Source organism: uncultured Virgibacillus sp., assembly GCF_947495635.1.
Taxonomy (GTDB): domain Bacteria; phylum Bacillota; class Bacilli; order Bacillales; family Amphibacillaceae; genus Virgibacillus; species Virgibacillus salarius.
Genome location: NZ_CANMAB010000085.1, coordinates 1 through 18,798 on the forward strand (window position 1 = coordinate 1; position 18,798 = coordinate 18,798).

An 18,798-nucleotide genomic window follows, 5' to 3' on the forward strand; every position below is an offset into this window, starting at 1 on the left:
GTCGGAGCATTGCCAATATACATCAAACATTTCAAAATAACTACTTGGCTTAACGCAGTCATTGCACTGATTTTATATTTTCTTAACTTTGAACAAAAGCGCAAGTAGCCGATTAGAAACGTAGCGACTGGAGCGCGGAACGAGTCAACGAAGATAAAGGAATCACGGTGAGCTTGCGGCCAATGACTTATTATAAAAAAAGAGCGGTACCAACCCGCTCTTTTTTTGCTTCCATTATTTTCTTACGCTTTTGCATTTGCATAAGAGTCAGTTAAAGCTGTAATAATTAAGCCAATAGCTGACGCGAATAGAGCAGCAATGCCCCATCCTCCAAACCCAGCACCCATAATATCGACTTTTTCGACTAAAGTAGCTAATACAAGAAATACGATACCCACAATAACTAATAAAAATCCGGGAATATAACCTGTATAGCTTTTTTTCGATGTTGCTTTTAACAGGACTAAACTGATAGCAACAAGAATTACCGCTAGTATTGCACCAATTGTAAGCACTGACTGTACCATATTTTCACCTCATACAATAAATATATTGCTTAATATAGTCTACAATTGAACACGCATAAAGTCAATTATACATCCCTTTTTTTCGGTGGCGTTTTCATGACAATGGATAAATAAATTAGAATTGTCAAATAAAATGATGAATATAGTTTTATAAATAGTAAAAAGGAGGTTTTGAAATGAAGAAGCGTTTTATTTGGTATATTCTTGCTGCCTTTATTTTATCCATCATTGTCGGAACTATGTTAGGAGAAAATGCTAGCTTTGTTCAACCACTTGGCGACCTATTTTTACGTCTGATTAAGTTTATTATTGTTCCATTAATTTTAGCTACCATTATTGTCGGAGTCACCAGTGCTGGAAGCGTCAGAAAGCTAAGCAGATTGGGAGGAAAAACATTAGGATATTATTTAGCCACAAGCTTTATCGCCATCTCCATTGGACTCATTTTCGGATACCTGTTCACACCTGGTACAAATACAGGAATTGATACACCTGAGCCAAGTTCAAGTTCAGCTCTAGCTGAATCAGAAGGTGTTATTCAAACAATTTTAAACATTGTGCCAACTAATCCAATGGAAGCATTAGCAACAGGAAATATTTTACAAATTATCTTTTTTGCAATATGTATAGGGATTGGCATTATTTTAGTAGGAGAATCTGCGCTACCGGTTCAACGATTTTTTAATGGACTTGCCGACATCATGTATAAAATTACGAATAGCATTATGTTGCTAGTTCCATTTGGTATATTCGGATTACTTACACCTATCATTGGTGAATATGGTTTATCCGTCCTCCTACCATTACTAAAATTAATCTTAGCAGTGCTGGCAGCATGTATTATCCATGCAGGAATCGTTTACGCACTCGCTGTAAAATCAATGGCAAAAATGAATCCATTCCATTTCTTTAAAGGAATCTTCCCAGCTGCAGCTGTTGCATTCAGTACTTCAAGTAGCTCTGGAACACTACCAGTGACAATGAAAAACACACAAGAAAATTTAAATGTTTCTAAGGAAACAAGTAGTTTTACATTGCCATTAGGCGCCACAATAAATATGGATGGTACTGCTATCTATCTTGGAATAGCAACTGTTTTTATTTCCCAATACTATCAAATTGAGCTTTCCTTTCCACAATTACTAACCTTAGCACTAGTAGCAACATTAGCCTCTATTGGTACTGCTGGTGTACCCGGTGCAGGATTAATCATGCTTACAATGGCATTAACAGTTGTTAGTCTGCCCCTCGAAGGGATCGCACTGATTGCAAGTATAGACAGAATTCTTGATATGATGCGTACTTCCGTTAATGTCATCGGAGACGCATCAGCAAGTGTTGTCGTTGATGCATCCGAGTCGCAGCGAGAAATAAATAAAACATAGCTATACTAAATAACGAAGTAAACACCAAACGTAATTAAGAAACGAGACATGTAAGCGATTCATCTCCTTGTTAACAGATCGATAATATAAAGCGAAACTTCAATCAGGTGGGGGGGTTTGTTTCCCCCCCACTGATTGTGGGGAGCTTACTACCAGTAATATATGGGGTAAACGAAAATAGTATTTCATTTGAAGAAGATTTTATTCTCCTCCGAATGTTAGTTACAAAGTAAACGAGGTTCATTCACTTGTAATTTTTAACTAACCTACCCTTATTCTAAGATCATGCTTGTTACACAGGAAATTGTTAAAAGACATTTAAAGAAAAATGAAACTTTGATCCCACACCTTCTTCACTTTCCACCCATATTTCTCCTTTATGACAGTTGATAATCTCTTTACTAATGGATAAACCCAACCCATGTCCACGCATTTGTTTATCACTATTGTTTGTATAAAATCGTTCAAACACATAAGCAATTTCTAAAGCTGGAATCCCTGATCCTTCATCTTCTACCGTAATAATTGCTTGTTTATCAATAACCGTTAATCGTATTCGAATTTCTCCTTTCTTTGTATGTTTGATTGCGTTAGCAACTAAATTCGTCATTACTTGTTCTATTCTTTTCACATCAACTTCAACCAATAATTCCTGTTCTGGCATTGTATTAAAATTCCACTGGTAACGCAGACCAGCCTGCGTTACATCTAATTCAAATAGATGACAAAGATGCTTAAATAGTTGACGTAATGATACTATTTCCATCGAAAAATCTAGATTTCCAGCCTCCAATTGAGCAAGGTCAAATAAATCTTGAACAAGCCGATTTAAAGAGAATAGTCGTTTCTTAATTACTTGTAGATAAGAAAGCTTCTTTTCATCTTCATCAACGGTACCATCTAAAATTGCATTCACATAACTCTGAATGGTCGCAATCGGCGATCGCAAATCATGCGATATATTAGATAATAGCTTTCTTCTCATTTCTTTTGATTTAGCTAAGGAATCATTCGCTTGTATAAGGTTTTGATTGGCTTTATGTAATAAATTTGTCCGTTCTTCTACCTTCGCCTCTAATGATCCATATAAATATGCATTTTCAATAGATATGGCAGCCTGTGAAGCTAATAATGTGAGCAACACAATGGAATCCTGTGTAAAAACGTAGGACGCCTTATTATTTTCTATATACAGTACTCCAGTTAATTTTTGTTGATAAACGATAGGTATTGCTAGAATTGATCTAACCTGATTTTCTTTTATATAGTTATCGTTTAGAAATCCGCCCTTTTTAAAGGCTTCTCCTAGCACAACTGGTTCCATTGAACTTGCAACATAATGAACCAGTGAAACAGAAAAATTTTTCTGACCGTCAATGGATTTTGTCTTTTCGTAGATACTAACCTTTTCTTCTTCATAAGCTGCTGCCAGCTTCAATTCTCCAGGATAATTTAGAATAAGAAACGCCTTTTCTGCTCCTGCATTTTTCACAACGAGATTCATCAATTGCTGTAATAGACGGTTCCATTTAATTTCACGCGAGATAACGCTCGCTGCTTCGAAAATAGCATTCACATTTAAGCTTTCCTTCTCCATTTGCATAATCGGCATCTCTTTTTGCCGTTCAGCAAATAATTCTGGATGGCCCTGCGATATTTGTAATGCTACGTTGACTGCTCCCCAATCCATGAAGTACTGATATGCCTCAACCATATAAGCCATTGCTGACTTCGGTAAATCTCTATTCAAATAGTAATGACCTGCACATAGATTTGCTAATGCAGCATCCTGAATATAACCATTTTGTTTCGCAAAATTACTTGCTTGATTATACAAATAAATTGACTTATCATTCGCATCTTTTATAGATGTTAATTCTGCTTTTACAAGTAAAAACTTATGCAAATAGTTTGCTTCTCCATGCGTTGACCACATTTTTAATTTGGCTAACCGCTTCTTTACAATAGCTTTCCCTTCTTGCTTAGATAACTGACCATCTCTTATTAATCTTACCGTCCAAAGCGCGTCATAAAAATAGTAATCCGGCACAATTACAAGAATAAGGTTGTCATCAACTAGGCGATCTAATTTCTTCATAATAGCAATTGCTTCTTGCTTATTTTGAAACAAATATGTCATCTGCAATCGAATTGTATAATGAATAATCGTTGCAGAAAGATCATTCGTAAATTCGGCAAATTCCCAGTTTACCTCTGAGTATTTAGATGATAACACATTAATCCAGTCCACCACTTCATCTAAGAAATCATTGGACAATATATACTCATTTCGTCTTGCAAATTCCAATTGTCTTTGAATTCCTGCTTTTACATCCAGTAAGTGTTCTCCTTTTATAAATAAAATCAACCCAATAAATGAGCTATTAGCACCAGCGAGATGAAGGTTACCTGATTCGATGCATAATTGCTGTGAACGTTCTAAATAATAGATGTTGCCATTAATATGATTTTTCCAATGATTAACAAAACTGCCAAACACAAAATATACGCGAGCCTTTAAACTGTTATCCGAATACTTTTCGGTATGCTTTATTGCTAAATTTGCAAAGTAGTAGCTTGCATCATAATCGTTAAAACCAGCACTCATCATTAAGGCATAATTATTATAAACCAATGCAGTGACATCCATATCTCCATGTTTTAAAGTCAAGCGAAGCGCTCGCAACATCAGTATTGTTGCTAAGTTTTGATTCACATGATAGGTAGGTGCATTTGTATTAATTAATGTTCGCATCATAGAATGTACGGTTTTATTTGCTACCTCTGGAAGGTTTAATAGATGACGTTCTTTCCGTTTTAAAGCCAGCTTTGTCAGCAAATATTCCTTCGTAATATCATACTTACTTGGATTTCGTTTGAAGTTCCAATTAATTAGCTGTAATCCTTCCAATCCTGCTTCTGTAGCCTTTTCTACTTGATGAATATGTGTATACAGCGTGATTTTTAGATCATAGATGCGTAATTTATCCTGTATCGAAGTAGCATAATGAAGAGTTTCATTTAATGTGTTTTCAGCTAGATCAAACTGCTGATTTAAATACTGAGCTTCACCAAGCCCAATCATAATTTTATATGTAATTGCATAATATTGCTCTTTCCATTTCACATCCGAAAGTAACTCATAGCCAATATGAAAATAATGAAGAGCAGCATCTGTTGCCGCACGATACTTAGCCTTTTCCCCAGCTTTCCAATTCCATTCTACTAACTCTAGCTGTTTCTGCCTTGATAATAGGTTTCGACTAAGGTTTAGATGATTAACAATATCAAAAATATATGCTTCTCGCTCTTTTTTAGTATAATTATTCAATAACTGCAGCCCTATCATGAGATGATATGCTTCTCTTTCCGTTTTTGAAAGGCTGGTGTAGAAAGCTTGTTGCACTTTGTCGTGTAGGAATCGATACGTAGGCGGATGCTTATCTAATAGGGAGATATCTTCGTTTGGATATATCCACTTATAACTTGCATCTAACGGGAGGACTAATCCTTCTTCAAGGCCATGCCATAGATTGTCTGCAACTTCATGATAACTCTTCTCAGAAATAGTAACTAATGACTTTAAATCAAATTGGTTACCGAAACATGAGGCTAACTGTAAAATTTTTATGGTATGAATAGGTAATTTTCCCATCCGTTTTAAAATAAAATCGATAATTGAATCTGACATCGAAATTTGTTTCAACGCAACGGTATCAATTCTCCATTCTGCCGTATCTTGATGGTACCCAATAACACCCTCATCATGAAACGATTGAAATAGTTGGACAATGAAAAATGGGTTCCCTTGTGTTATATGGTAAACTAGCTTCTCAACATATGAAGTGTCCATTTTAGTTAAAGAAAGGGTTTCACTAACCCACTCCTTTATATGCTTTTTCGTTAGAGGGTGAATTGGAATTTTTGTAATCTGTACTTTTTCTTGTTTTAGCCTTTCTAGCATTGCTTCAAATGGGTGCCCGACAAATATTTCATTATCACGATATGCGCCTATAATAAGTAAATGCTGATTATTAGGATTGATTAAGAGATAATGAATCAAATCAAGTGTAGCACTATCCGCCCATTGTAAATCATCTAAAAATAAAACAAGTGGATGATCTCCTTTAGCGAAAACACCAATAAACCTCCTAATTGCTTGTCTGAAGCGATTATGAATTCCTTCAGGAGGAAGATCACTTTGTTCTGCTTGTGAGCCAATCAACCATTTTATCTCAGGGATAAAATTGACAATGACAGCTGTATACGTATCTAATTCTTCTATTAAGCGACTTCTCCACTTCGCAGTACTTGCTTCTCCTTCTGATAGAATTTGCCGTAATAATATCTGGAATGCATGAATAATTGGCGCATATGGTATCTCCTTATTTAGGTGCATAAATTTCCCGGAAATAAAATATCCCTTTTCCTTAACAAGTGGTTTATGTAACTCATTTATCAACACTGTCTTGCCAATACCTGAAGGTCCTGGTACTAGAAGAAATTCTGTGCCTCCCTCTTTAATACGGTAAAAACCTTCTAACAGCTGCTTACTAGCTTCTTCTCTGCCAAACAATTCGCTTGGTCTTTCATAAACGCTAGCTTTATCTTTTTGTTGAAGTATGAAAGGAACGATGGTACCGGTCTGATTTAGCTGATTTAAACAAATCGCTAAGTCCTCTTTTAAACCAAAAGCGCTTTGGTACCGAGTTTCGGGCATTTTTTCTAAAAGTTTCATAATGATCGTTGATAGCATTACTGGTATTTTTGTAGTAATACTACTTGGGTCAATTGGTAATTTTGTGAGGTGAGCATGAATCATTTCTGCGGGATGATCTGTTTGAAATGGCAAATCTCCAGTAAGCATCTCATATAAAACGACTCCAAGAGCGTATAGATCTGTACGATAATCCAACGACCTGTTCATTTTACCTGTTTGTTCCGGGGACATATATGCAATATGATCTTTTATTTGATAAGGACTTACATTTGGATGTGGAAGCTCAGACGAAAGTGTTGTTGATTGATAAAACCCTGTTATCTTAATGCCATTCCCTTGTGAAGCTATTAAAATATTTTGAGGATGAATAGATTTATGTATAACGCGCTCTTGATGTATTGTACCAAGTGCATGTGCTATTCTTAAGGCAATAGCTATTAAATCTTTGACAGTTGGTTTACTATTTTCATACCAATCCATTAGCGTTCTACCAGAAAACGGCTCCATCACTATATATATATCGCCACCATGATTCTTTCGTTGCAAGGGTTTAAGAACATAATTACTCGTTAACTGCTTTGCCATATAAAAATCATGAAGCACCTCCGCCTTGCGTTGAGCGTAATTTGTACTTTTAGTGTCTTTTTTTATACAGACTATCGCTTTATCTTGCATGGAGAATGCCTTATATAAATCCCAAGTATCTGCTTCAATCACCGTATCTACTATTCGGTACCCTGGTAATGTTATCATGAAAACATCTCTCCCTATTTTCAAGAATTGCTTCGTGAACTACTCCCACCACTTACCACCCTTACGGGTTGCTTGAAGTGGGGGCTTCTTGGGTAATCGCCACTTTTGGTAGCTGACGAAATGGACCAAGCTAACCCTCTTGTTCCAAGAGTTTATATTTTCATTAGGCACTTGCTAATAAGCGAATGCCTTCTTTTTTGATATGGAGAGCTGAATTATAATCTCTATCGAGATTTAACCCACACGAACAAGCGTATGTTCTAATTTCTATAGGCATTGGTTGGATATTTCCGCAACTCGAACAAGCTTTGGTAAGTTTTATCGACAAATACTTAATAAATTAGCAAAAGAACAACGTAAACTTTCTCGTAAATGGAGACTTCTTTCGGAAGTACGTTAACGAACACATTTGACTCTTTAACTATATTTAAATGAAAATTTAATTAATTTTAAACTCCCTTTATACATGATTATTTAATCTTATAAATAAAGGGGGAGTTAGAATGAAAAAACAGGAGATTACTCAGAATCAATGTCAATACGATGAAGAATGGATTCAATTAATTTCCTTAGCTAAATTCTATGGGTTTACTACAAACGAAGTACGTTTCTTCATTAAATGTATAAAAGAAAAAGACTACTAATTACGCTGCTCACTAGCAAACCTATATCCTATACCTCGGATCGTTTGTATATATTGGGGGTCTTCTGGATTATGCTCTATTTTCTTCCGAATATTACTTATATGGACCATAACTGTTCGATGATCCCCAAGACTGTTCACTCCCCAAATCAATTCAAATAACTGCTCCACACTATAAACGCGATTGGGATTACTTGCCATCAAATACAGTAGTTGAAATTCTTTTGCAGATAATTTCACCTGTTTTCCGTGCGCTATCACTTCAATACTTTCGGGTTTTATCAAAATTCCAGGATAGATAATTTGCTTAGCCGTTGCATAGGTAGTTTCTCCTTCAACTTTGGTCGATAATACTCGATGACGTCGTAAATGTGCTTTAACCTTCGCTACAATAACTGGCATACTTGTACTCTTTGGGATAAAATCATCTCCACCAACTCCAAGACCAAGGATCTTGTCTACATCCTCTTCCTTCGAACTAAGGAATAATATAGGAATTTCTGATTTTTTTCGGATCATTTGACAAAATTCATATCCATCTAAATAAGGCATCATGACATCTAATAATATTAAATCAGGATTTATTTTATCCACACATTCGATTGCTTGGTAACCATCTTCTGCTAAATGAACCGAGAATCCATTTTTCGTCAAATATAATCCCAAGACCTCTAGCATGTCTAAATCGTCGTCAACAATTAATATTCTCTCGCTTGCCATCAACCATCACCTTACTCAATAATATAATGATAAGAATTTAAATTTTCAGTAAAATCAGCATATGACTATTATACTACACAAGATAGATTTTTCCAGTTTTCTCTGTTTTATTTTACAGTTAGTTTCATAATTATTGTCTACTCGCTTTATTATAGGAGGTACATAGATATTTTGACTAGCTTTAATAGTCTTTTACAATACTTAAAAGGACATTTTGGCATTTATGTTGAATAATATATATTAGGAAAGATAAGGAGGATAATCATGCAAACAACATTTGAAAATTATACATATGAACGCCCTAATTTACCTCAAGTAAAGCTAACATTCAAAAAGTTAGTAACTGCTTTTACACAAGCTCAATCACTCGACCAGGCAAATCAATCCTTAACAGCAATTAACGATTTTCGAAATCGATTATCAACTATGTTCAATTTGGTCTATATTCGAGCTTCTATTGATACAAATGTTGAATACTATCAAAATGAGAGGGATTTCTTTGACGAGGCAGAGCCAGAAATAAGAGGCCTTACCTTTGATTTTTATAAAGAATTAGTAGCTTCTCCATACCGAGATGAATTAGAAAAACAATGGGGGGCTCAACTTTTTCACATTGCAGAATGCGAATTAAAAGCATTTTCACAAGAAATTATTCCATTGCTTCAAAAAGAAAATAGATTGACTTCCGCATACGCAAAACTAGTAGCATCCGCTGAAGTCGAGTTTCAAGGAGAAACTTATACACTTGCACAACTTGGACCATTTGCTCAGGATAAAGATCGCAATGTTCGAAAAGAAGCAAGCTTAGCTAGTGCAGAATTTTTTAACACACACCGCGAGCAATTTGATGAGATATATGATCAATTAGTAAAAATCAGACATGAAATAGCGACAACACTGGGGTATAAAAATTTTGTGGAGGTAGGCTATCTACGGATGCAGCGCATCGATTACGATGCTGAGATGGTCCATAATTTCCGTAAGCAAGTAAAAGATGTCATTGTTCCTTTAGCTTCGGAGCTATATAACCAGCAGGGAAAACGTATTGGTGTGGATACATTAAAATTTTACGATGAAAATTTCCGTTTTCAAAGCGGAAATGCAACACCAAAGGGCAATCCGGAGTGGATTATTGAGAATGGTAAAAAAATGTATAAAGAGCTTTCTCCTGAGACTAACGAATTCTTTCAATTTATGTTGGATCGACATTTAATGGATTTGGAAGCAAAAAAGGGAAAAGAAGCTGGAGGCTACTGCACGATAATAGAAGATTATCAAGCTCCATTTATTTTTGCTAATTTCAATGGAACGTCAGGAGATATAGATGTTCTTACACATGAAGCTGGTCATGCCTTTCAAGCATACGCAAGTAGTCATTTTAGAATTCCTGAATATTTATTTCCAACATCAGAGGCTGCGGAAATCCATTCAATGAGCATGGAATTTTTCACATGGCCATGGATGAAGTATTTCTTCGGAGAGGATACTGAAAAATATAAATATGCTCACTTAACTGAAGGTCTGCTATTTTTACCATACGGTGTAGCAGTGGATGAATTCCAGCATCTCGTATACGAAAATCCACAATGGTCACCTGCAGAGCGAAAACAAGCTTGGAGGAATCTCGAAGCGATTTACCTACCACATCGTGATTATGACGGCAATGATTATCTTGAATCTGGTGGTTTTTGGCAGCGCCAAGGACATATATATGATAGCCCTTTCTACTATATTGATTATACGTTAGCTCAAATCTGCGCCTTCCAATTTTGGAAACGATCACGTGAAGATCATGAATCAGCATGGAAAGATTACATCAAACTATGCAAGCTTGGAGGTTCTATACCTTTCTTACAACTGGTAAAATCAGCGAATCTCTCTTCACCTTTTAGTGAAGGGACGGTAGAATCTGTTGTAGAAACCATAAAGGATTGGTTGTCTTCTATAGATGATCAAGCTTTATAAGTGAAACTTCAATCAGCGGGGGGTTTGTTATCCCCGCTGATTGTTAATACCACAAAAATTATCAACACTATGTTTATGCAGTCGTTAAAATGGGATACGTACTTTCAACATATCGTAATTGCTTATCTTTTCCGTTCACTAAAATAGAATGTGTAATATAATTCCCATTGACCGTCTTTATTCCGTTTAGAAATAAATTTGCGGTAATTCCCGTAGCAGCGAAAATGCAATTATCCGTATTTACTAATTGTTGATGAGTTAATGCTTGTTCCGGGTTTACTATTCCCATTTGTAAACATCGTTGTATTTCCTCGCTATTCCTGGGCATTAGCTTTGCCTGCATCTCTCCACCAAGACATCGTGCTGCAACAGCTCCCAACACCCCTTCTGGTGCTCCACCAATCCCCAGAAACATATCAATATCTAATTCTTCCATACAAGTCGCAGTCGCATAAATAACATCTCCATCATTGAATAAAAGTACGTTTGCACCACAATTCCGAATACGATTAATATATTCTCTGTGTCTTGGTCGATCTTGAATAAGAATATTTAATTGATCCATCGGTTTATCTAACGCCTTTGCCAACGTGTGTAAATTATCTTCTAACGGGGCTTCAATATCAATTTTCCCTTTTGCTTTTGAGCCGACAGCTAGCTTTTTCATGTACATATCTGGTGCATGAAGTAACGAGCCCCTTTCAGCTGCGGCGATCACTGTAATGGCATTTCTTTGTCCATTGACGATTGGTGTTGTTCCTTCAATAGGATCCACTGCAATATCAACAGCAGGACCTGTTCCAATACCTACCTTTTCACCAATGTACAACATGGGGGCCTCATCTATTTCCCCTTCACCAATTACAACAGTCCCACTCATCTTTAGTCGATTCAGTTCCTCTCTCATAGCGGATGTTGCTGCTTCATCAGCTGCAATTTTATCTCCACTCCCAACCCAAGGCTTTGATGCAATCGCAGCTGCTTCAGTAACCTTCAAAAAATCTAATAACAATGCTTGCATTAGATACTCCCCCTAGTTTAGCTGCAATGATTACCTGCAGCTACTTCTTCACAACTTTGATTTAAAAATTTCTTTTCGTTTTCAATAATTTTATCTACTTTTCGTTTTGAACCATTTGCCCAAGAAACATTTAAAAAGGCCTCAACCACCTTTTTTCCAATTTCAATGCCAATAATTTGTGCACCCATTGTTATAATTTGTGCATTATTACTTAACTGGGCACGTTCTGCAGAGTACGTATCGTGAGCAAGGGCAGCACGAATTCCCGGATATTTATTTGCAGCTATACATACACCAATGCCTGTTCCACAAATTAATATTCCCCTATTTAATTCTCCTGCTCGAATCGCCTGCGAAACTTCAAAGGCTACATCTGGATAGTCAACAGCATTACAGGAATGACATCCATAATCAATCATTTCATGTTCTGTATCCTTCAAAAATTCTTTTATAGATTCTTTAAATGCATATCCATTATGATCACTGCCAATCCCAATTTTCATGTTACAAAGCCCCCATATTTCTGTTCATTTCTTTTCATTTTATTTCATATTTTATTATTTTTCAATATTTATTTTCGTTTTTATTTATTGTATTGTTTTTAAAATAAAATGGGGATCTTACTTCCAATAAAATGCGCGATAATAATTACAAAAAAATAGAATCAGAGAAAAGTATCTGATCCTATTTTTTTCGATCCTTTACTCTTTTTTTATTACCCTTAACTTGCTTTTACTTTTTTCGCTTCCACAAAGTCTAAAAACGTAGCAAGTATGAAATAGGCAGAAGTAGCTCCTGGATCTAGAGCACCTACCGATCTTTCTCCTAATCTACTAGAACGCCCCTTTCTCGATACTAAATCCTTCGTAGATTCCATACCTTCTTTTGCCGCAGCAATTGCCTCACTATATGCTGCAATAAAGTCGTTCGATTCCTTATATTTCGTCTCCAACATCGTCGCAAATGGTTCAAGTGTATCAACCATTGTTTTGTCTCCAACTTCAGACCTTCCCCGTTCCTTAATTCCTTTAGCGAAAGCAAGCCAATATGCTACCAGATCATCAGTATGAACCGTCGATTTATTTTTAATTGTTTTAGCACCTCTCATAAAACCTGTTGCATATAAAGGACCGACAGAAGAACCGACTGCATTTAAAAATGTCTTTCCAACAATTAGACTAATTTTTGCACTGTCTTCTTCTTCAGCGAGCTCATTTAACAGCCTTTCATGTACAGCTTGCCAGCCAATAGACATCGTAACTCCGTGATCTCCATCACCAATCCTTCGGTCAAGTTCACAAAGGTAATCTTTTTGCTCTTCAATCATATTTACAATCAATATAAAATAATCCTTAAAATCTCTAGCTGTTATCTCCATTTTTGATCCCCCCATTTAGGACATAGAATTATTTTTGTACAAACATCGGGCAATTTACTGGATGGTCCATTGTTTTCTTTAATTCAGCATCTAACTTCATAATTGTTACAGAGCAACCACCCATCTCAAGTGAAGTAATGTAATCACCTACATAAGAACGGTAAATCCCTATACCCTGCTCTTTTAATAATTGCTCTACTCTACGATAAACAATATATAGTTCCATTCTTGGAGTTGAACCTAAACCATTAATTAATACTGCCACCTGCTCCCCTTTGTTAATCTGAATATCTTGTAATATGTCCTTAACAAGTCGATCTGCAACATGGTCTGCAGTTTCAAGTGGACCCTTTTCAATTCCAGGTTCTCCATGATGTCCCAAACCAATTTCCATCTCATTCTCTCTTAGTTCAAAACTAGGTTTCCCCGTTTGAGGTAAGGAGCATGGTGATAAACCAACTCCCATCGAACGGGTGTTAGAATTCGCTTTTTCAGCAACACGTACTACATTTTCTAAATTATACCCAAAATCTGCTGCTGCTCCAGCTGCTTTATAAATAAAGAATTCTCCCGCTATACCACGACGCTTCTCCATTTCTTCTTTTGGTGCAGATGCAACATCATCTGTTGCGAGCGCTGATCCTACTTGAATATCTTCCTCTAAATCAGCCATTTCCGCTGCCATTCCAAAATTCATAACATCTCCAGCATAATTTCCGTATAAGTATACTACTCCTGCTCCTTTATCAATAGCTTTTGTTACTTCTAGAATAGGATCTGGTGACGGAGAAGCGAATATATTTCCTACAGCTACACCATCAGCCATTCCATCACCTACATATCCCATAAAACCGGGCTCGTGCCCTGAACCACCACCGATTAGAATACCTACTTTATTATCCCTTGTTTGTCTAGCAGTAACTAATGAACGGTTGTTTTCTGGTAATTGCCTTATGTAATCAGAATGCGCTTTCATATATCCTTCAATCATTTCCTCTACTACATTGGTTGGATTATTTATTAGCTTTTTCATTGATGCACACCTCTCATTTAATAGTAACCTCAAAAAATTAGAAACTTCCCACTTTTCATTCTATCATAATAAACCGTTACATTAGCTTATGAATAGCCCATGCTTCTGTGGACTATTCATACGTATTCACATGCTATTAAACAACGGAGCGTGCTCTATCTTTTTCTTCTATTTCAACCTCTTGCTCAGGTAATTTTAAGAACATAGTCATAATTGCTCCAGCAAAATATAATCCAGCTAATAACCACATTAGACCTTGCGTGCCTATTAAATCATAGAATAATGCAACAAGTGCAGGTCCTACAAAAACGCATAAGCCAGCCCCTAAATTTAGAATAGACATGGCGGCTCCTTTGTCACCATCTCCAACTAATGAAGGTGTTAAAGCAGAAAGTGGTACAAATCCAGCTAAACAAGCTCCCCATAGCATACCAATTAATCCAATTAAGAAAATATTCCCTGTAAAAACCTGTGGGACATAAAACATCATCAGGGTAAAGACCCCACAACCAACTGCCCCAAACCACATGACAGTATTTCTCCAACCAAATTTGTCTCCCACATAGCCAAAGATTAAGTTAAATGCTATATTGGAAATGAAGATGGTTCCCCAAATATTTAGCCAAACGGTAGTTTGGATGCCTTGATCTGCTAGATAAATAGGTAAGAATAACGGAAAAGCATATTGAGATGCTTGGTTGATAATACGAACAATACCAGCTATAGCAACCTTTGGCTCCCTTTTTAAAATCGTTATTCCATTTACTAATTCTTTTAATTTATTATCCGCACTATTTTTCGCCTCTAATTTAAATTTATCCCGATTAACAATTATTGCGAAAAATGCTCCAACACATACCCATAAAACCGCACTCCACATCGTCGGTATATGTCCAATTGCTTTAATTGCCCAGCTTGAATAGTACGCCCCTAGTACACTTAGGCCGCCGGTAAACACAAACCAAAACCAACCTACGGCAGTTCCTAGTTGACATTGTGGTGTACGATACGTTATCCAAACAAGAAATGCATAGGCAAATAATGGGTAACCAAACCCACGTAACGCATATGTTGGAATCATCAATTCATAATGAAGGTTCGGTATGGCTAGGCCGACAAATAGGATATGCCCAATTAAATATAGAACCAGACCAGTGGTCATCGTTTTTCTAGGACCAAATGCTTCCACTAAGACCCCGGATAACCAAGCTGCAATAGCAATTGTTACCCCATAAGATGTTGTAAGAAATGCTGCTTGCTGAACGGATAACCCTTCATCTACAAGAAATGGACTAATCCAGGCTAACTCTAGACCATCTCCCATCATAAAAATCAATACACCAAAGTACCCCCAGGCTAAATTTGCTGGAATACCTATTCTGTCTAAAAATGTTTGATTTTGATTTAAATTTGGCATGATTCTCCCCCCCCTTGTATTAGACATCGTTATGGCTGTAAAATAATTTTTAACGACTTATCGCCTTTTTTCATTAATTCAAAGCCCTTTTCAAAGTCTTCTAGTGGTAGTTGATGTGTAACAACCCCCGCTGTTGGAAAGTCTCCGTTGGAAATACCTTCTATCACTAAAGGGTAACAGTATGGGCCGAGGTGAGAACCTAATAAATCAAGCTCTTTCCGATCACTTATAATGCTCCAATCCACGGAAACCGGCTCGCCAAACACACTAAATTCCACAAATCGCCCAAGTTTTCGAATAGCATGCAGACCTTGTTCCACTGATTTCGGATGACCTGTTGCTTCAATATAAATATCACAGCCATATCCATCGGTCATATCTTTAATTTCCTTTACAACATCTGTTTTACTTGGATTCAAAACAATATCTGCACCAAACTGCTTCGCTAATTTCAAACGGTCTTCTTTCATATCCAATACGACTAATTTTTTGGGTCCAGCTTTTTTAATTGCACCAACCATTCCTAACCCCAAAGTTCCTGCACCAGAAAGTACAACAATATCACCTAATTGCACTTGAGCGCGTTGTACAGCGTGAAGACTACAAGCATACGGTTCAATTAAGATAGCATCTTCAATCGGCAAATCTTCAGGTACTTTGTAATTAATAGCTTCTTTTGTAAACTTCATATATTCAGCCATGCCACCGTTTACATTATTTTGGAAACCATATAAATCATGCTTTTCACACATCCAATACTGACCGCGGTTACAAAAGCGGCATTCCCAACAAGGAACAATTTGTTCGGAAATCACTCGATCACCAACTTCAAAATCAGTAACTGCTTCCCCCTTTTGCACGATGCGACCAATAAACTCATGACCTGGAATCATTGGAGCTTTTATATAGGCGGGCTGTGTTTCATCTCCCCAGAAACTCGGAGCACCTTCATAAGCCTTAATATCACCAGCACAAATACCACATGCTTCTACTTTAATGATTATTTCCTTTTCATTTTCTAACTTCGGTGATTTAACCTTTTCCTCAAGTTTATAATTTTTCGGGCTATATGCTACAATCGCTTTCATATGTTCAGGAATTTCTTGTTGTTTACTAACATTTTTTTCTAATGCCTTTTCCATACTCCCATCTCCCTTTCAATTCGTATCCGTAAAGCATTATTTTCGTAGAAATGAATCACGAATTTTTTGAAATCGTTTTCAATTTCTATTTATATATTATCATTCATTTTCGTATTGTCAATATTATTTTTGATTTTTTTCAATTTTACTTATTTAAATAAGTATTTTTTATTAATTAACATAAAACGAAAATATATATGGTTAGATATTGATAAATACCGATAAATGAAATAAGATTAAGGATAGAATATATATAAGGGTGAAACTTCATGAAAATGTTTGCTAGTGAACGAAGGAGTAAGATTATTGATCTTCTTCATGAGAGAAAGCGGATTACTGTTAAAGAAATCGCTTCCCAGATTGGGGTATCCGAAGCTACATTGCGAGCTGATCTAAATAAAATGGAGCATGAGGGGCTTTTAACAAGAACTCATGGTGGGGCAGTGCTTAATGAAGATAAAGAAAACGATAATAGCTTCAACGTAAGACAAAAGAAGAATAAAGAAGAAAAAATCCAAATTTCTAAAAAAGCAATTGAACTCATTGAAGAAAAACAATGTATCTTACTCGATGCAAGTTCCACGGCATTAGAGTTGGCTCGCTTATTAAATTCGGCATCACTACGCTTAACCGTTGTTACGAGTGGACTGCAAACAGCAATTGAATTAAAGGATAATCCAGATATTACTGTAATATTAATTGGTGGTGTCGTAACTAAAAAATCAACTTCAATTGAAGGCACATTAGGAATTGATATTCTGGATTACGTAAATATTGATATTATGTTTACATCTGCAAATGGATTTTCCTTCGAAAATGGTTTAGAGGATTTTAACTTATATGAAGTACAAATTAAAAAGGAGATTGTGAAACGAGCCTCAAAAGTAATTGCTTTAGTTGACTCCTCCAAAATCGGTAAATCTTCCAGTGCGGTATTTGCCAAATTTGAACAGATTGATCGATTAATTACAGATCAGCCAATCGAGTCACCATTTTTAAACAAGTTAAACGAATATCGTATAGATACCATTATTACGAATGAAACATAAGAGGTGGGATTAAAAAACTCACTTCTTTTTTCTAATATCAATAAACAGATTTTTTAAATTTTAATAGATAATACTATTAGATAACCTTCCCACTTTCAACGGAATTGACAAATGGCTTTCGTATTTGAATAATAGGTAGCATAAGGTTGAATATGCAAACAAAGGAGAAGTCCATGAACTATAAAATTCTATTCCTCGATATCGACGGTACTATATTAAAACCAGACCATACATACTCACCTTCTACAAAAGAGGCAATCGTCCAAGTACAACAGCAAGGAATACTTGTTTTCCTTTGTACAGGAAGGCCCCTTCACGAAGTAAACGACTTAGCTCATGACCTGGGAATTGATGCATACATTGGCTATAATGGTGCCTATGCCGCATATCAAGATAAGCCACTTGTCAATGAACCTATGAAACAGCATACATTAGAAAGTTTTCTGTTACTTGCAAGCAAGCATCATCATGAACTCGTTTGCTATACAAGTGAAAAAAACTATTTTACAACTTTATTTAATTCAATTACGAAAGATTTTGCAGAAGTTTTTCAGTTAAAGCAAAACGAAAGGCTATCAGATCATGTACTTGATCAGATACTTGGCGCTTCAATTATGAACGTCAGTCCAGACCAAATAAAATTGTATGAGGCAATGGAAGAAGGTATTCATTTATCTAAGGTAAATGTAGAGGGAGTCGAAAACTGTTATGATATCATTCGCAAACAAGTGAATAAAGGAGAAGCAGTTAAGGGAGTCCTAGAGCATCTACAAATAAAAAAAGAACAGGCTATCGCATTTGGAGATGGTATGAATGATAAAGAAATGCTACAAGCTGTAGGAGAGGGTTTTATTATGGAGAACGGTGATCCTAATCTTCTACCATTTGCAAAACACCAAACCACATCCGTACAGAATTCTGGTATCTTCAATGGGCTGAAACAGTTAGGTCTAGTGAAGTGAATTAAAAAAAACTGAGCAAAATTCGCTCAGTCCTTATCACTAAATGCTCAGATTTACGCTTCCTCTAGTAGCTATTATGGAAT

The 18,798-nt window shown here is 36.2% G+C and carries 14 protein-coding genes and 1 pseudogene; 5 read left to right on the top strand and 10 right to left on the bottom strand.

The window, feature by feature from the left end; translation table 11 throughout:
* Nucleotides 1–242 precede the first annotated feature (242 nt).
* Entirely contained in the window at nucleotides 243–527 is a 285-nt protein-coding gene (locus Q1A47_RS15775) for a hypothetical protein (protein ID WP_026682990.1), read from the bottom strand.
* A gap of 176 nt (nucleotides 528–703) precedes the next feature.
* Between Q1A47_RS15775 and Q1A47_RS15780 the strand changes: the two genes are divergently transcribed.
* Nucleotides 704–1,912 (top strand): dicarboxylate/amino acid:cation symporter, encoded by a 1,209-nt coding sequence (locus Q1A47_RS15780; protein WP_166530904.1) that lies wholly within the window; start codon nucleotides 704–706, stop codon nucleotides 1,910–1,912.
* 307 nt (nucleotides 1,913–2,219) lie between these two features.
* Here the strand turns inward: Q1A47_RS15780 and Q1A47_RS15785 are convergent, their stop codons facing one another.
* Entirely contained in the window at nucleotides 2,220–7,385 is a 5,166-nt protein-coding gene (locus Q1A47_RS15785) for an ATP-binding sensor histidine kinase (RefSeq protein ID WP_026682988.1), read from the bottom strand.
* Nucleotides 7,386–7,548: 163 nt separating this feature from the next.
* Nucleotides 7,549–7,698, bottom strand: a pseudogene (locus tag Q1A47_RS15790) (zinc ribbon domain-containing protein); the annotation flags it as partial.
* A 190-nt stretch (nucleotides 7,699–7,888) separates the two neighbouring features.
* Here Q1A47_RS15790 and Q1A47_RS15795 point away from each other — a divergent pair.
* Entirely contained in the window at nucleotides 7,889–8,029 is a 141-nt protein-coding gene (locus Q1A47_RS15795; protein WP_161629299.1) for a hypothetical protein, read from the top strand.
* On the opposite strand, the gene Q1A47_RS15800 is transcribed toward Q1A47_RS15795, so the two are convergent.
* A complete protein-coding gene (locus Q1A47_RS15800; RefSeq protein ID WP_034679847.1) occupies nucleotides 8,026–8,748 on the bottom strand; it encodes a response regulator transcription factor in 723 nt (240 codons plus the stop codon). The two genes, Q1A47_RS15795 and Q1A47_RS15800, sit on opposite strands and share 4 nt — an antisense overlap.
* A 264-nt stretch (nucleotides 8,749–9,012) precedes the next feature.
* Here Q1A47_RS15800 and Q1A47_RS15805 point away from each other — a divergent pair, with 264 nt between their 5' ends.
* On the top strand, nucleotides 9,013–10,713 hold the full coding sequence (locus tag Q1A47_RS15805) for a M3 family oligoendopeptidase (RefSeq protein WP_166530903.1): 1,701 nt from the start codon (nucleotides 9,013–9,015) through the stop codon (nucleotides 10,711–10,713).
* A 73-nt stretch (nucleotides 10,714–10,786) separates the two neighbouring features.
* Here Q1A47_RS15805 and glpX read toward each other — a convergent pair whose 3' ends face one another.
* The 6 genes from glpX to Q1A47_RS15835 form a co-directional block, all read right to left on the bottom strand.
* Nucleotides 10,787–11,734 carry a class II fructose-bisphosphatase gene (glpX, locus tag Q1A47_RS15810; protein ID WP_121605735.1) on the bottom strand — a complete coding sequence of 316 codons (948 nt, stop codon included), beginning with the start codon at nucleotides 11,732–11,734 and terminating at the stop codon, nucleotides 10,787–10,789.
* 17 nt (nucleotides 11,735–11,751) lie between these two features.
* Nucleotides 11,752–12,237 (bottom strand): ribose 5-phosphate isomerase B, encoded by a 486-nt coding sequence (rpiB, locus tag Q1A47_RS15815; protein WP_026682984.1) that lies wholly within the window; start codon nucleotides 12,235–12,237, stop codon nucleotides 11,752–11,754.
* Between the two features lie 218 nt (nucleotides 12,238–12,455).
* Entirely contained in the window at nucleotides 12,456–13,112 is a 657-nt protein-coding gene (dhaL, locus tag Q1A47_RS15820; protein WP_026682983.1) for a dihydroxyacetone kinase subunit DhaL, read from the bottom strand.
* Between the two features lie 28 nt (nucleotides 13,113–13,140).
* Nucleotides 13,141–14,145: a dihydroxyacetone kinase subunit DhaK gene (locus Q1A47_RS15825; RefSeq protein WP_026682982.1), complete on the bottom strand. Its 1,005-nt coding sequence runs from the start codon at nucleotides 14,143–14,145 to the stop codon at nucleotides 13,141–13,143.
* A gap of 136 nt (nucleotides 14,146–14,281) precedes the next feature.
* Nucleotides 14,282–15,562 carry an MFS transporter gene (locus Q1A47_RS15830; protein WP_026682981.1) on the bottom strand — a complete coding sequence of 427 codons (1,281 nt, stop codon included), beginning with the start codon at nucleotides 15,560–15,562 and terminating at the stop codon, nucleotides 14,282–14,284.
* Between the two features lie 29 nt (nucleotides 15,563–15,591).
* Nucleotides 15,592–16,704 carry an alcohol dehydrogenase catalytic domain-containing protein gene (locus Q1A47_RS15835; RefSeq protein ID WP_026682980.1) on the bottom strand — a complete coding sequence of 371 codons (1,113 nt, stop codon included), beginning with the start codon at nucleotides 16,702–16,704 and terminating at the stop codon, nucleotides 15,592–15,594.
* Nucleotides 16,705–16,973: 269 nt separating this feature from the next.
* On the opposite strand from Q1A47_RS15835, the gene Q1A47_RS15840 reads away from it, so the two are divergent.
* The gene (locus Q1A47_RS15840; protein ID WP_121605738.1) at nucleotides 16,974–17,753 is read left to right on the top strand and encodes a DeoR/GlpR family DNA-binding transcription regulator; all 780 of its coding nucleotides are present in this window, start codon (nucleotides 16,974–16,976) and stop codon (nucleotides 17,751–17,753) included.
* 173 nt (nucleotides 17,754–17,926) lie between these two features.
* Nucleotides 17,927–18,715, top strand: a complete 789-nt coding sequence (locus Q1A47_RS15845; protein ID WP_121605739.1) for an HAD family hydrolase — start codon at nucleotides 17,927–17,929, stop codon at nucleotides 18,713–18,715.
* Nucleotides 18,716–18,798 lie beyond the last annotated feature (83 nt).

What these genes read in the sequence shown, in the direction of transcription:
- Q1A47_RS15775 (WP_026682990.1), bottom strand. Translation starts at nt 527, where the DNA reads ATGGTACAGTCAGTGCTTACAATTGGTGCAATACTAGCGGTAATTCTT.
- Q1A47_RS15780 (WP_166530904.1), top strand. Translation starts at nt 704, where the DNA reads ATGAAGAAGCGTTTTATTTGGTATATTCTTGCTGCCTTTATTTTATCC.
- Q1A47_RS15785 (WP_026682988.1), bottom strand. Translation starts at nt 7,385, where the DNA reads ATGATAACATTACCAGGGTACCGAATAGTAGATACGGTGATTGAAGCA.
- Q1A47_RS15795 (WP_161629299.1), top strand. Translation starts at nt 7,889, where the DNA reads ATGAAAAAACAGGAGATTACTCAGAATCAATGTCAATACGATGAAGAA.
- Q1A47_RS15800 (WP_034679847.1), bottom strand. Translation starts at nt 8,748, where the DNA reads ATGGCAAGCGAGAGAATATTAATTGTTGACGACGATTTAGACATGCTA.
- Q1A47_RS15805 (WP_166530903.1), top strand. Translation starts at nt 9,013, where the DNA reads ATGCAAACAACATTTGAAAATTATACATATGAACGCCCTAATTTACCT.
- glpX (WP_121605735.1), bottom strand. Translation starts at nt 11,734, where the DNA reads ATGCAAGCATTGTTATTAGATTTTTTGAAGGTTACTGAAGCAGCTGCG.
- rpiB (WP_026682984.1), bottom strand. Translation starts at nt 12,237, where the DNA reads ATGAAAATTGGGATTGGCAGTGATCATAATGGATATGCATTTAAAGAA.
- dhaL (WP_026682983.1), bottom strand. Translation starts at nt 13,112, where the DNA reads ATGGAGATAACAGCTAGAGATTTTAAGGATTATTTTATATTGATTGTA.
- Q1A47_RS15825 (WP_026682982.1), bottom strand. Translation starts at nt 14,145, where the DNA reads ATGAAAAAGCTAATAAATAATCCAACCAATGTAGTAGAGGAAATGATT.
- Q1A47_RS15830 (WP_026682981.1), bottom strand. Translation starts at nt 15,562, where the DNA reads ATGCCAAATTTAAATCAAAATCAAACATTTTTAGACAGAATAGGTATT.
- Q1A47_RS15835 (WP_026682980.1), bottom strand. Translation starts at nt 16,704, where the DNA reads ATGGAAAAGGCATTAGAAAAAAATGTTAGTAAACAACAAGAAATTCCT.
- Q1A47_RS15840 (WP_121605738.1), top strand. Translation starts at nt 16,974, where the DNA reads ATGAAAATGTTTGCTAGTGAACGAAGGAGTAAGATTATTGATCTTCTT.
- Q1A47_RS15845 (WP_121605739.1), top strand. Translation starts at nt 17,927, where the DNA reads ATGAACTATAAAATTCTATTCCTCGATATCGACGGTACTATATTAAAA.